Annotated in this window: 13 protein-coding genes; 9 read left to right on the top strand and 4 right to left on the bottom strand. The window is 69.4% G+C overall.

Annotation, left to right across the window (positions count from 1 at the left end):
• Positions 1 to 5: 5 nt before the first annotated feature.
• Together HUS56_RS05145 and HUS56_RS05140 are read right to left on the bottom strand one after the other, a co-directional pair.
• The gene (locus HUS56_RS05145) at positions 6 to 482 is read right to left on the bottom strand and encodes a MaoC family dehydratase (protein WP_173922314.1); all 477 of its coding nucleotides are present in this window, start codon (positions 480 to 482) and stop codon (positions 6 to 8) included.
• Positions 479 to 1,603 carry a zinc-binding dehydrogenase gene (locus tag HUS56_RS05140; RefSeq protein WP_173922313.1) on the bottom strand — a complete coding sequence of 375 codons (1,125 nt, stop codon included), beginning with the start codon at positions 1,601 to 1,603 and terminating at the stop codon, positions 479 to 481. The genes HUS56_RS05145 and HUS56_RS05140 overlap by 4 nt, the downstream gene beginning before the upstream one ends.
• A gap of 204 nt (positions 1,604 to 1,807) precedes the next feature.
• On the opposite strand from HUS56_RS05140, the gene HUS56_RS05135 reads away from it, so the two are divergent.
• The 9 genes from HUS56_RS05135 to HUS56_RS05095 all read left to right on the top strand — a co-directional run bounded on the left by HUS56_RS05135 (position 1,808) and on the right by HUS56_RS05095 (position 9,288).
• Complete coding sequence (locus HUS56_RS05135; protein ID WP_173922312.1) at positions 1,808 to 2,341, top strand: UGSC family (seleno)protein; 534 nt, start codon at positions 1,808 to 1,810, stop codon at positions 2,339 to 2,341.
• A 2-nt stretch (positions 2,342 to 2,343) separates the two neighbouring features.
• Positions 2,344 to 3,453 (top strand): hypothetical protein, encoded by a 1,110-nt coding sequence (locus HUS56_RS05130; protein ID WP_173922311.1) that lies wholly within the window; start codon positions 2,344 to 2,346, stop codon positions 3,451 to 3,453.
• Between the two features lies 1 nt (position 3,454).
• Entirely contained in the window at positions 3,455 to 3,712 is a 258-nt protein-coding gene (locus HUS56_RS05125; protein WP_173922310.1) for a hypothetical protein, read from the top strand.
• Positions 3,713 to 3,736: 24 nt separating this feature from the next.
• On the top strand, positions 3,737 to 5,017 hold the full coding sequence (locus tag HUS56_RS05120) for an aconitase X catalytic domain-containing protein (protein ID WP_173922309.1): 1,281 nt from the start codon (positions 3,737 to 3,739) through the stop codon (positions 5,015 to 5,017).
• Entirely contained in the window at positions 5,014 to 5,493 is a 480-nt protein-coding gene (locus HUS56_RS05115; RefSeq protein ID WP_173922308.1) for an aconitase X swivel domain-containing protein, read from the top strand. Before HUS56_RS05120 ends, HUS56_RS05115 begins: the two co-directional genes overlap by 4 nt.
• A 91-nt stretch (positions 5,494 to 5,584) precedes the next feature.
• Positions 5,585 to 6,691: an ABC transporter substrate-binding protein gene (locus tag HUS56_RS05110; RefSeq protein WP_173922307.1), complete on the top strand. Its 1,107-nt coding sequence runs from the start codon at positions 5,585 to 5,587 to the stop codon at positions 6,689 to 6,691.
• 85 nt (positions 6,692 to 6,776) lie between these two features.
• Positions 6,777 to 7,613, top strand: coding sequence for an ABC transporter ATP-binding protein (locus HUS56_RS05105; RefSeq protein ID WP_173922306.1), 837 nt, complete (start codon positions 6,777 to 6,779; stop codon positions 7,611 to 7,613).
• Position 7,614: 1 nt separating this feature from the next.
• Positions 7,615 to 8,412 carry an ABC transporter permease gene (locus tag HUS56_RS05100; RefSeq protein ID WP_173922305.1) on the top strand — a complete coding sequence of 266 codons (798 nt, stop codon included), beginning with the start codon at positions 7,615 to 7,617 and terminating at the stop codon, positions 8,410 to 8,412.
• 84 nt (positions 8,413 to 8,496) lie between these two features.
• On the top strand, positions 8,497 to 9,288 hold the full coding sequence (locus HUS56_RS05095) for an IclR family transcriptional regulator (RefSeq protein WP_173922304.1): 792 nt from the start codon (positions 8,497 to 8,499) through the stop codon (positions 9,286 to 9,288).
• Between the two features lie 22 nt (positions 9,289 to 9,310).
• Here the strand turns inward: HUS56_RS05095 and HUS56_RS05090 are convergent, their stop codons facing one another.
• On the bottom strand, positions 9,311 to 10,678 hold the full coding sequence (locus HUS56_RS05090; RefSeq protein ID WP_173922303.1) for an FAD-dependent oxidoreductase: 1,368 nt from the start codon (positions 10,676 to 10,678) through the stop codon (positions 9,311 to 9,313).
• Positions 10,675 to 12,435 (bottom strand): dihydroxy-acid dehydratase, encoded by a 1,761-nt coding sequence (locus HUS56_RS05085; RefSeq protein ID WP_217423935.1) that lies wholly within the window; start codon positions 12,433 to 12,435, stop codon positions 10,675 to 10,677. The genes HUS56_RS05090 and HUS56_RS05085 overlap by 4 nt, the downstream gene beginning before the upstream one ends.
• Between the last annotated feature and the right edge of the window lie 108 nt (positions 12,436 to 12,543).

The raw sequence follows: 12,543 nt of genomic DNA, 5'->3' as shown, positions 1-12,543 counted from the left end.
GCCGCTCATCGGTAGTGCCTCAGGACGAGTTCCGCCACGACGGCGGGCTTGACGGCGCCCTCGACCTCCCAGACGAGGGCGAGCTCGACCTGCCATCCGTCGCCGAGGTCGGTGACCCCGACGACCTCACCCGACACCCGGATGCGGGCGCCCGACGGCACCGGCTGCGGGAACCGGATCTTGTTGAAGCCGTAGACGATGCCCGTGCGGGTGCCGGTGACCCGGTAGATCTGCCGGAGGTGCGGCACGATCATGCTCAGCGTCAGCATGCCGTGCGCGATTCGCCCGCCGTACGGCGACTGCGCGGCGCGCTCGGCGTCGACGTGGATCGGGTTGTCGTCGCCCGACAGTTGCGCGTAGAGGTCGATGTCCTCCTGGGGGATCGCTCGCCAGTCCGACGGGCCGAACTTGGCGCCGAGGATGTCGCCGACGTCGTGGATGGTGGTCTCCACGGTCGCCGGGGCGGTGGGGGTGTCTGTCATCCGAACTCCTTCGTTGCCGCGCCCGTCACGATGACGGCGCGTCCGGTGATCTCGCCGCGCGCGAGGGCTTGGTACGCCGCATCGGCGTCGTCGAGGTCGAACCGCCGGGTCACGAGCGACGACACGTCGAACGCCCCCGCGGCGGCGAGGGCGGCGACCTCCGGCAGGTCCGTTCGCGTGCGTCCGCCGAACGATCCGACGATGTGGTGACCACGGCGCACCAGCGGCGTGATCTCCACGTCGGCCGTCGCGGAGCCCGCGGCGATGCCGATGGCCACCATGCGGCCGCCGTCATCGAGCATGCCCACCGCCTGCGCGAAGGTGGTGGGATGTCCGAGCGCCTCGAACGCGACGCGCACGCCCCCGGTCGCCTCCCGGACGGCCGCGACGGGATCGGTCTCCCGGGCGTTCACGGTGTGCGTCGCGCCGAGTTCGCGCGCCCGCTCGAGCTTCTCGTCGGCCACGTCGACGGCGACGATCGTGGTGGCTCCGGCCGATCGGGACATCGGGATCAGGCTCGAGCCGATCCCGCCCACGCCCACGATGGCGACGGAGTCGCCCTGTGCGACCTCGCCGGCCCGGAACACCGCGCCGTACGAGGTGAGCCCGGAGCAGCCGAGGATGCACGCGAGCTCGGGATCGAGGCCGTCGGGCAGGGCGGTGAGCGCCGAGAGCGGCACGACGGCGTACTCCGCGAGTCCGCCCATCGAGTACATGGCGAGGAACGAACCGTCGGGCATCGCCAGCCGGCTCTCCCCGTCGTAGAGCGTTCCCCGCAGGCGGTTCTGCGCGAAGAACTCGACGCAGAGGTCGTCGCGACCGCGTGCGCACTGGTCGCAGCGTTCGCAGGGCATGATGAAGCCCGCCGCAACGACATCGCCCGGCTGCAGGCCGCGCGTCTCTTCGGTGCCCTCGCCGATCGCGACGATGCGGCCGCTCACCTCGTGGCCGAGCACGGCGGGCCGCGGGAACCTGACTTCTCCCTTGATGACGTGCAGGTCGGTGTGGCAGACGCCGCACGAGATCACCTCGAGGAGGGCTTCGCCCGCACGCGGCGTGGGAGTGGCGACCTCGAGCACCTCGAGCCGGGGCTCGTCGCCGCGGAGCACGGCGGCTCGCATCGTCGGGGGAATCGTCGCTTGATCGCGGGAGGGCACGGCACTGGGTCCTCTGGTGGTGATCGGCACAGAGCCATCCTGCACGCTCCGATCGGCTCGGGTGAGGATCCCTTCCGCAGGATGAAAGCGCGGTGGGGCCCTCCTTTTTCTGCGTGAGAGAGTGTCGACGCCGATTCAGCAGAGCGCGAAGAAGGGCATGAAATGGCGATGACAGAGCTTCTCCTCGATCCCACCGGGATGGAAGAGGGGGCACAGGACAGCACGCTGTCCCCGCGCCCGGTGAGCCTCAAGGGCCTCACGATCGGGCTGCTCGACAACACGAAACCGAACGCGACCCTCCTCCTCGAGGAGATCGGCCGGCTGCTCCAGCGCCACTACGGCGCGGGCGAGTCGAAGCTGTACACGAAGGACTACTTCGGCACCCCGGCCAAGGACGAGCTTCTCGACCGCATCGCCGACGAGGTCGACTTCGTGATCACCGCCGTCGGCGACTGCGGCTCGTGCAGCGCGGCCTCGGTGGCCGACGGCATCCTGCTCGAGCGCCGTGGCATCCCGACCGCATCCATCACCTCGGACTCGTTCCTGCCGTCGGGCGAGGCGATGGCGCGGGTGATGGGCTTCCCCGGCTTCGACTTCTACGCCGTCAAGCACCCCGTGGCGAGCCTGTCGTCCGAAGAGATCAAGGACCGAGCGCAGACCGCGCTGCCCGAACTGCTGCGAATTCTCGGCGTGGAGGAATGAACATGACCATCACCATCGACAACTCGACGGCGCCGGCCGTCGACGAGGAGCACCTGCTTGCTGCGCTCGACCACTACTGGAACCAGGAATGGACCGACGGCCTGCCGGTCGTCCCGGTGACCGAGTCGTACCTCGCAGAGTTCCTCGCCGTCGTCGACCGCGACCCGAATGAGATCCTCTTCACGATCACGCACCTGAACCGGCACATGACCGTGCGGCTCGCAGCGATCAACGCGGCCATGGCCGGATGCAAGCCCGAGTACTTCCCGGTCGTCATCGCGGCCTGGGAGGGCATCGCCAAGGAGCCCCATCCTCGCCGCGGCATCTGGCAGTCGACCACCGGCACCGCGCCCTTCCTCGTGGTCAACGGCCCGGTGCGCGAGGAGCTCGAGATCAACAGCCGGGGCAACATCTTCGGCTCCGGGTTCCGGGCCAATGCGACGATCGGCCGCGCCATCCGCCTCGGATGCATCAACGTGTTCGGCCTGCACCCGCACAAGCTCGACCAGGCCACCCAGGGCACGCCGGCCAAGTACACCTCGGTGATCGGCGAGAACGAGGAGCAGAGCCCCTGGCCGCCGCTGCACACCGAGTTCGGCTACGAGGCGACCGACAACGTCGTGACCACGTTCGTGATCCGCTCGGTCATCCACATCGAGGCCAGGCACAGCATGGAGCCCGAGCAGCTCGCACTCGACTTCGTCGACACGATCTGCCGCACGGGGGCGCTCATCCACGAGTACACCAGTGCGCTGCTCGTGCTCGTTCCCGAGCACGCCGAGCTGTTCGCGAACGCCGGATGGAGCAAGGACGACCTGCGGAACTTCGTGTTCGAGCACGCGACGCGCCGTCGTTCGGCGCTCGCCGCCGTCGGCAAGGACGCGCTGTCGCACAAGTCGCGCTGGCGCCTGCCCGCCGCGCACCCCGACGCGATGCCCGATACCGCGAGCGGTACCGATGACCCCGACAACGTGCGTCTCCTGAGCCACCCGACCTCGGTGCAGATCATGGTCGCGGGCGCGAACAACGCGGGCGTCTCGGCGGTCGTCGAGGTGTTCACGCTCAATCCGCCGCGCGAGATCCCGTGCTCGACGAGCAAGATCGGAGGCTGAGATGGCCCAGGTGACCGACCCCGCAGTGGTGGATGCCGCATTCAAGGAGTTCGCCGACATGGTGGCGAACGACGGCTACCTGCTGCGGTGGACGCCCGATGACGACGAGAAGCTCGTCGTGACGATCGACGCAGGTCCCGACGCCTGTGCCGACTGCCTCGTTCCGCTGCCGGTGATGGAGTCCATCCTGTCCACGGCGCTCGAGGACACGCCCTACACGCTGAGCCGCGTGGTGCTGCCCGAGGGCGAGGGCCACTAGGAGTCCACGACACAGGAGGTCGACATGTTCCTCACCGACGAGGAGAAGGGGATGCGCGACGGTGCCGAGGGCGAGGCCGTCGCGGCCGCGATGGACCTGCTGATCCGCTACGGCGACGCCCTCGGCGCCGAGCGGCTCGTGGAGACGCGCAACGTCGCGGGCACGATGACGCAGCCGTCGCCGGCGAAGCGCAGGCTGTTCGAGGAGGGCGGCTGGGCGAAGGCCTATGCCGTCATCAACCTCGACTGCGACCGCGAGATCGAGATTCCGCGCATGAGGGTGCCGACCTGCCAGCTGCAGCACGGATTCGGGCCGGATGCCGCGGGGCTGACGAAGTACGCTCCCGAGTCGATCGAGCTGCAGGGCAGCGCCGAGTCGTACTACAGCGAGCGCGGCGTGAACATCCTCGCCACGTGCACGCCGTACCAGGTGGGGAACCTGCCCGTGCGCGGCGAGCACTGCGCATGGATGGAGTCGTCGGCGGTCGTGTACTGCAACTCGGTGCTCGGCGCTCGCACGAACTGCGAGGGTGGGGCGTCGACCGGTGCCGCCAGCCTCACGGGGAAGATCCCCTACTGGGGCAACCACCTGCCCGAGAACCGCTTCGCGACGCACCTGCTCCAGGCTGATGTGTCGGTCGACGACTTCCAGGAGTGGGGGATGTTCGGGTACTTCGTCGGTGAGACCGTGCAGGAGGCGCGGCCGGCGGTGATCGGCGAGCTCGCCCAGCCAGACCTGGCCGACCTCAAGCACTTCGGTGCCGCGACCGCCACGTCGGGCGGCGTCGAGCTGTACCACATCCCGGGCATCACGCCCGAGGCGCCGAGCCTCGAGGCGGCCTTCGGCGGTCGCCCCGCGCCCGAGCCCATCCGGTACGGACCCCGCGAACGCGAGTGGGTCTACGAGACGCTCAACGGGCAGGGCACGAGCACCGATGTCGACTTCGTGCTGCTGGGGTGCCCCCACGCCTCGCTCGACCAGATCGCGCGCATCGCGTACCTGCTGGAGGATCGTCGCCTGCACGACGGCACCGAGTTGTGGGTCATGACACCCCGAGCGCTTCGCACGATGGCGGACCGCAACGGCTACACGCGCACGATCACGCAGGCGGGCGGCCGGGTGCTCACCGACTCGTGTCCGGCCATGTCGAAGGCGGCGCCACCCGGGACCCGCGTGTTCGCGACCGACTCGGCGAAGCAGGCGCACTACCTGCCCGCGATCCTCGGCATCGAGGCGTGGTTCGGCTCGCTCGACGAGTGCATCGACGCGGCCGTCACCGGGAGATGGCGGGGCGGACTCTCATGACCGGGCCCGCGCCCGACGGCGAGCCCCTGCTCGAGCTGCGCGGACGTGGCATCGTGCCCGGCGTGGTGGAGGCCGAGGCGCTCGTCACGCACGACGCCATCTCGGGCTTCGGCGGCATCGACGTGGCGACGGGCACGATCATCGAACCGCGGCACGAGCTGTTCGGCGTGTGCTTCACCGGCAAGGTGCTCGTGTTCCCCGGCGCGAAGGGCTCGTCGGGATGGTCGGGCTACTTCCAGAGCACCCGGCTCATGGGCACCGGGCCGGCGGCCATGGTCTTCAACGTGCTCACCACGAAAGCCGTGCTCGGCGCCATCGTGACCCGGGTGCCGACGGTGGTCGAGGCCGAACCCGACCCCCTCGAAACGATCCGGACGGGGGACCTCGTGCGGGTCGACGGCGATGCCGGCCTCGTCTCGGTCCTTCGCCGAGCCGGAGCTGGTGGAATCCAGACTACGCTTGCTTTCACTATCTGAAAAGGTACTTGGAGGCGCCGCCGCCGGTCGGCAGACTCGACCCCAGCCGTCCGCACTGTAGCGGGCGTATCAGTCCGACACAGGAGTCGAAATGATCACAGCAGTGAAAGCTCGGGGCACGAGCACCCCGAGACGGCGGTTCACCCGGATGGCGGCGGTCATGGCCGCAGCCGGAGCCTTGGTACTGAGCGCGTGCGCCGGATCGCCGTCCGACGGGGCGGACTCGACGGCGGGCGCGGGCGACCAGGAGAAGCTCACGAAGATGGTGGTCGTCACCTTCCTCCCGCTCGAGTCGTTCACCTTCACACCCGAGATGTACGCCTATGCCGGCGGATACTTCGAGAAGCACGGCCTCGACGTGCAGCTGCAGCCCGTCCAGGGAACAGCGGCCGCCATCCAGACCCTCCTCGGCGGCGCGGCGCCCATCACCCGCGCGAGCACCGTCGACGTCTTCCCCGGCATGGAGGACGGCCAGCCGATCGTGGCGGTGGGCACCATGGCGCACAAGTCCAACCTCCGCGTCGCCTCCCTCGAGAGCGAGCCCATCGAATCGCCGCAGGACATGGAGGGCGAGGTCATGGGAATGGGCTCGATCGGCGGCACGAGCGAGAAGATGCTCAACCTCGCGCTCGACGCGAACGATATCCCGCGCGACTCCGTGACGCGGCAGGCGGTGCCGGTGACCGGCGCCACGTTCGAGCTCGTGAAGCAGGGACAGCTGGGCGGCTACATCGTGAGCCTCGACACGTCGATCGCGCTCGCCGAGCAGAACCCCGACGCCACCGTCAGCCCCGCCGGTCTCGGCGACGCGCCCGACCTGCAGGCATGGATCACGACGCAGTCGAACCTCGAGGACCCAGCCCGGGTCGAGCAGATCGAGGCATTCCTCGCGGCGATCAAGGAGGCCACGCAGGCGGTCATCGACGATGCCGAGAACGACTTCGAGAACGTGCTCGCGACGCTCCGCGACAGCGGCGACTTCTCGTTCGCCGCGCTCGAGGACGACGCGGTCGCCAAGGCTGCGCTCGAGGTGTACACGACCGAGACCTGGGTCGACCCCGAGGGTCAGCTCGGCCTGCTCGAGAACGATCTCGACGCGTGGACGAACGCCTACGAGACGTACGCCAAGTCGGGGCTGCTCAAGGGCGGCCAGAACCCCGAGGACTGGATCACGGACGAGTACCTGCCGGCCGACTGACCCAGCCGCACAGGACAGCGAGGCGGGGTCGCGCGACCGAACGCGGGACCCCGCCTCACATCGAGAGAGAGCGACGATGCCCACCATGACGACACACGACACGTCCGCCCGGGTCGCGCCGTCGAACGCGCCCGCACCAGAGGTTCCCAGGCTCCACATCACCGACCTCGGACGCGACTTCACCACCCGGGCCGGCGTGACGCACGCGGTCTCGGGGATCGACCTGGATATCCGGGTCGGCGAGTTCGTCGCCCTCATCGGCCGATCGGGCTGCGGTAAGACCACCCTGCTGCGCATGATCGGCGGGCTGCTCTCGCCGACCACGGGCACGATCGAGGTCGACGGACGCTCGCTCTGGCGCGGCGCCCAGGTCGACCCCACCGCGGTCACGAAGCTCGGCTTCGTGTTCCAGGAGAGCAACCTCTTCCCGTGGTTCTCGGTGCTCGACAACATCGCGCTGCCCATGAAGCTCCGCGGCGTCGGCAAGGCCGAGCGCCGGGCGCGGGCGGCCGACCTCGCCGCGCTCGTCGGCCTCACCGGGTTCGAGAAGTCGTACCCCCGTGAGCTCTCGGGCGGCATGCGGCAGCGCGCCGCCATCGCGCGCGCCCTGTCGACCGAGCCCGAACTGCTGCTCATGGACGAGCCGTTCGGCGCGCTCGACGCGCTCACCCGCGAGCGCATGAACCTCGAGTTGCAGCGCATCGTGCTCGAGACGAACTCCACGGTCGTGTTCGTCACGCACGACATCCCCGAGGCGGTGTTCCTCGCGGACCGCGTCGTGCACATGACCCCGCGGCCGGGCCGCATCCGGCAGATCCTGCCGGCCGAGTTCGAGAAGCCCCGGTCGGTCGACCTGCAGACCACGGTCGAATTCAACGAGATCGTGCGGAAGCTCCGGCACGACATCGACGAGGAGGAATGAGATGTCCCGCAATCGCGCGATCAAGCTGTTGCCCTGGATCGTCACGCCGTCGCTCATCGTCCTGATCGTGGTGGCCTGGCAGGTCATCGTGACGGCGTTCAACGTCAATCCGTTCATCTTCCCGCCGCCCGGAGAGGTCTGGGAGGCCTTCGTCAGCCTCCTCACCAACGAGCGTGCCTGGGCGGCGACCCTGACGACCGTGACCGAGATCATCACCGGCTTCCTGATCGCCATGGTGGTCGGCGTCGTCGTCGGCGTGGTGCTCGGCAAGCTGCAGTGGCTCGAGGTGAGCCTCCGGCCCCTCATCGTGATCTCGCAGGTCGCGCCGAAGGTCGCGTTCGTGCCCCTCTTCGTCATCTGGTTCGGGTTCGGCCTCACCTCGAAGGTCGTGCTGTCGGCGCTGCTCGCCTTCTTCCCGATCATGCTGAACGTGCTGCTCGGTGTCCGCTCGGTGGAGCAGGGGCACCGGGAGGTCATGACCAGCCTGAACGCGACACGTCGGCAGCGGTTCACCCAACTCGAGATGCGCAGCCTCCTGCCGTACCTCTTCGCCGGCATGGAGGTGGCCATCGTGCTGGCCACGATCGGTGCGATCGTCGGCGAGTACCTCGGTGGCAACAACGGCCTCGGGAACATGGTCGTCGCGGCGATGAACTCGCTCGACGCCGCCATGACGTTCGCCCTCATCCTGTGGCTCTCCATCATCGGCCTGGTGCTGTACCTCATCGTCAATGAGCTCAAGCGGTTCTTCATCCCGTGGCACGAATCCGTGTATGGCCTGAGGAACACGTCCGCCTGATCGGCCGCGCCACGCCAGCCGCCATCCGGTCGTCGGCATAGGATGGGAACGTCCTGAACGCAATGCGTACGACCGGAGGTAGAGGTGGCGGAGGAACGGTCGCGCGATCGGATCCAGAGCATCGAGCGCGGCGTGGAGGTGCTCCGCGCGCTGGGGCAGCGTGACACCACGATGAGCGTCGCCGAGATCGCCACGCGGGTGGATCTCTCGCGCCCGGTGGTGCGGCGCATCCTGCTCACGTTCCAGCACCTGGGCTACGTGGTCGTCCAGAGCGGCCAGTGGAGCCTGGCACCGCGCATTCTCGAACTCGGGGCCGGCTACTTCCAGCGTTCCTCCCTTCCCGAGGTGGCCTACCCGTACATGGCGGATGTCGTCGAGGCGACCGGTGAGACCTGCAGCGTCGGCGTGCTCGACGGCCACGAGGTCATCCACGTCGCCCGCGTCGAGGACCGTCGGCCGCTTCCCGACGCCATCCGCATCGGCACGCGCCTTCCGGCGCATGCGACCGCGATCGGCAAGGTGCTGCTGGCCGACCTGCCCGAGCGGGAGCTCAAGCGGTATCTGGCGAAGGCGCGGCTCGAGGTGCACACGCCGAACACGATCACCGACCCCGATGTGCTGCGCGCGCGCCTCGACGTCGTACGCGAGCGCGGCTACGACGTGTCCATCGAGGAACTGCACCCCGGGCAGGTCGCCGTCGCGGTGCCCGTCGTGGTCGACGACCGCGCAGTCGGAGGCATCACCGCTTCGTCGACCACCGTGCGAGAGACCGAGGAATCACTGCGCGAGACCGTGAGGCCCGCGCTGCAGCGCGCGGCCGACGGCATCGCCGCCGCCTACCGAAACGCGAATCCGCAGATCTTCCGGTCCCGCTGAATCCGGGTGAGCGTGCCGACCGTCAGGCCACCGCGATCTCCATGCCCGTCGGCTCGGTCGTGCCGAGATAGGCACCGTCGGCCTCGAGGCGGCCCTGCAGCGTGGGGACATCGACGCTCGCGGCCGCCCCATCGCCCGAGAGGGCGAGATCGGCGGCGGTTCCGGCCGCCTGTCCCATGGCGAAGCAGGGTCCGGTGACGCGGCCCGACGACTGGCCTCCCTGCGTCATCGACGCGCATCGGCCGACCACGAGCAGGTTGTCGACGAGCTGCGGCACCAGCATCCGGTAGGGCAACTGGTTGAAGCCTCGGGATTCGACGGGCGGGAACCGGAACTCCACGTCGCCCACGACATGGGCCTCGACGGGCCATCCGTTCACTCCGATGGTGTCGTCGAAGTCCGCGCACCCGAGCACGTCCTGCTCGGTGAGCTGGTACTGGCCGACGATCCGTCGCGTCTCGCGGATGCCGATGGACGGGGCGATGTCGACGATGTACGAGTCCTGGAAGCCCGGCGTGTTCGTCTTGATGAAGTCGAAGACGTCCTTCACCTGGCGGCGACCCTGGATCTCTCCCCGGGTCAGTTGCCGCACGTCGGTGCCGTCGATGGCCGAGCCGTCCTCGTTCGAGAGCTGGGTGAGGTTCGAGCGCCATTCCAGCGGGTTGCGCTGCGGCCGCACGATCGGCTTCTTGCGCGGGAAGCGATGCGTACCGGCCTCCTCGGCCTCCTCCATGAGGCGTCGTACCGTCTTCCATGCCGGCCCTGCCTCGGCCGGGTATACGCCGTTGATGCGGAACATGAGCGACGGGTACATGAGGTGCTCGGAGCGCTCGTAGGGCGCGCCCGACCACGCGGCGATGTCGCCGTCGCCGGTGCCGTCGATGAAGAATCGCCCCCGGATCGCGCCGCGACCCGACTTCGACTCCACGACGACCGCGTCGATCGTGGCGTCGTCGGCCTTGACGACGTCGACGACGGAGGTGTGGAAGAGCAGTTCGGCCCCGCCCGCGAGCACGAGCTCGTCGGCGGCGATCTTGAGTGCCGAGATGTCGTACGACAGTGCTGCGATGCGGTCGTCGACCGAGAGGTGCGGCCGGTTCAGCCCGTCCATCGCCGCCATGCGTTCGAGCAGCTCGTCGACGTAACCGTGCACCGACTGGATGTCGGTGCCGTACGAGCGGGCGTGCATGCCGCAGAAGGTCGCGAGCCCGCCCATGGTGCCTGCACCGCCGAGGAAGCCGTACTTCTCGATCAGCAGCGTCGAGCGGCCCGCTCGGGAGGCGGCCGTGGCGGCGAGCAGGCCGGCCGGCCCGCCCCCGCACACCACCACGTCGTACTCCCCGATCACCGGGATGTCGCGGGCGGGTTCGTGGATGGTCGCTGTGGTCATCGGGGGCCTTCCAGGGTGTCGACGGGATACCGCGGCGCCGCGGCGCCCGGCTGGGTGAGTCGTTCTTCGGCGTTGCCGCACGGGCGCCCGCACAGCACCGCACCGCAGCTCAGGGGCTGCACGAGCTGTTCGTACTGGTCGAGATAGCCACCGCCGCTGTCACGGTCGGCGGGTGGCTCGTAGGGTGGGCGGGCCTCGAGCTCGGCGGGGTCGACGAGCAGGTCGACGACGCCACGCTCGAGGTCGATGTCGATGCGGTCGTCGTCGCGCACGAGCCCGAGGGGTGCGCCGGGAGCGGCAGCCTCGGGTGAGACCTCGCCCACGGTCATGCCCTGGTTGACGAGGCCGCTGAACTGCCCGTCGGTGACGAGCGCGACCTTCTGCGCGAGGCCGCGGGCGTGCAGTGCGAAGATGAACGCCGAGGTCATGCCCATTCCGGGCGCGCCCGCCACGCCGATTCCACGGATCACCGCCACATCGCCCTCGCGAAGCCGGCCGCTCGCGATGCCCGCGATCGCCTCCTCGCGATTCGCGAAGACCCGTGCGGGGCCCGTGAACCGCCGCGGCCCCGGGTCGGGTACGGGCCGCTTGGCGACGGCCCCGCCCGGTGCGAGCGTGCCCTTCAGCACGCTGATCGCCGGATCGGTGCCGAACGGGTCGTGGATGCCGCGGATGACGTCGCCGTCGGCGGGCGGGGCGAGCTCGGCGTTCTCGGCGACGGTGCGGCCGCTGACGGTGAGCTGATTCCCGTCGAGCAGGGGCAGCAGCTCCCGGAGGATCGTTGCGCCGCCGCCGGCGTCCTCGAACTCCTCGGTGAGGCGCGGGCCGTTGGGGCGAACCGAGCACAGCAGCGGCGTCTCGCGGCCGAGCTGCCGGTAGGCCTCCCACACGTCGACGTCGAGACCGGCCTCGACGGCGATCGCCTGGAGGTGCTTGATGGTGTTGATCGAGCCGCCGATCGCGAGCACGGCGCGGACGGCGTTGCGGACGGACCCCTCGGTGATGATGCTTCGTGGGCGGATGTCGCGCTCGATCAGTTCGGCGAGGGCGACCGCGGAGCGGCGCACGTTGTCCCACATCCGCTCGCTCAGCGCACGCACTGGGGCGGCGCCCGGCAGGGCCATGCCGATGGCCTCGGCGAGGATGTGCATGGAGTTCGCCGTCGCGAGCCCCGCGCACACGCCCGGACCCAGGATCGCGTCCTCGGCGAGCTCCTCGAGCTCGCCCGTCGGCTCACCCGTGACGGCGGCCTTCGACGCGAGCAGGAAGATCTCCTCGATGTCGGCCTCGCGGCCCTCGGCGAGACCGCTGTGCTGGTACCCGCATGGCACGATGATGGTCGGCACGTCGAGGCGGCCCGCGGCCATGAGGTGCGCCGGCGTGGTCTTGTCGCACGAGCTCAGGCAGATCATCGCGTCGAGCTTGGCGCCCTCGACCGCGGCCTCGATGTCGTCGACGATGAGATCGCGGCTCGGCAGGATGTAGCGCCCCGCACGCCCGGCGCTCGTGACGAAGTCGGATGGTGCCGTGGTGCGGATCTCGAACGGCAGCAGGCCGGCGGCACGCAGCTCGCCCTTCAGCACGTCGGCGATCTGGTCGAGGTGGGAGTAGCAGGCCGCAAGCTCGGATGACGTGTTGACGATGGCCACCTTGGGCTTCGTCCAGTCCTCGCGGGGAATGCCGAGGGCCGTGTAGTGCGCCCTTCGCGCGATCGCCAGGGCCGAGGTGGGGGGAAGGTTGCTGCGCAGTTCGGGCATCGTCGTCCTCGTCTCCATCGCCGCGGGCCATCGCCGGCGCCCTCGCGACCCTCCAATTGTACGCATTGCGGGCGATATGTCGCAATGCGTAGAATCAAGGGTGCCTTC

Origin of the sequence: Agromyces sp. Marseille-P2726 (genome assembly GCF_902809835.1) — a bacterium.
Classification (GTDB): Bacteria; Actinomycetota; Actinomycetes; order Actinomycetales; family Microbacteriaceae; genus Agromyces.
This window is presented reverse-complemented; position numbering and strand designations above follow the sequence as displayed.

Excerpts from the sequence above, each read along its gene's own strand:
- HUS56_RS05145 (WP_173922314.1), bottom strand. The coding sequence starts at position 482 with ATGACAGACACCCCCACCGCCCCGGCGACCGTGGAGACCACCATCCAC.
- HUS56_RS05140 (WP_173922313.1), bottom strand. The coding sequence starts at position 1,603 with ATGCGAGCCGCCGTGCTCCGCGGCGACGAGCCCCGGCTCGAGGTGCTC.
- HUS56_RS05135 (WP_173922312.1), top strand. The coding sequence starts at position 1,808 with ATGACAGAGCTTCTCCTCGATCCCACCGGGATGGAAGAGGGGGCACAG.
- HUS56_RS05130 (WP_173922311.1), top strand. The coding sequence starts at position 2,344 with ATGACCATCACCATCGACAACTCGACGGCGCCGGCCGTCGACGAGGAG.
- HUS56_RS05125 (WP_173922310.1), top strand. The coding sequence starts at position 3,455 with ATGGCCCAGGTGACCGACCCCGCAGTGGTGGATGCCGCATTCAAGGAG.
- HUS56_RS05120 (WP_173922309.1), top strand. The coding sequence starts at position 3,737 with ATGTTCCTCACCGACGAGGAGAAGGGGATGCGCGACGGTGCCGAGGGC.
- HUS56_RS05115 (WP_173922308.1), top strand. The coding sequence starts at position 5,014 with ATGACCGGGCCCGCGCCCGACGGCGAGCCCCTGCTCGAGCTGCGCGGA.
- HUS56_RS05110 (WP_173922307.1), top strand. The coding sequence starts at position 5,585 with ATGATCACAGCAGTGAAAGCTCGGGGCACGAGCACCCCGAGACGGCGG.
- HUS56_RS05105 (WP_173922306.1), top strand. The coding sequence starts at position 6,777 with ATGACGACACACGACACGTCCGCCCGGGTCGCGCCGTCGAACGCGCCC.
- HUS56_RS05100 (WP_173922305.1), top strand. The coding sequence starts at position 7,615 with ATGTCCCGCAATCGCGCGATCAAGCTGTTGCCCTGGATCGTCACGCCG.
- HUS56_RS05090 (WP_173922303.1), bottom strand. The coding sequence starts at position 10,678 with ATGACCACAGCGACCATCCACGAACCCGCCCGCGACATCCCGGTGATC.
- HUS56_RS05085 (WP_217423935.1), bottom strand. The coding sequence starts at position 12,435 with ATGCCCGAACTGCGCAGCAACCTTCCCCCCACCTCGGCCCTGGCGATC.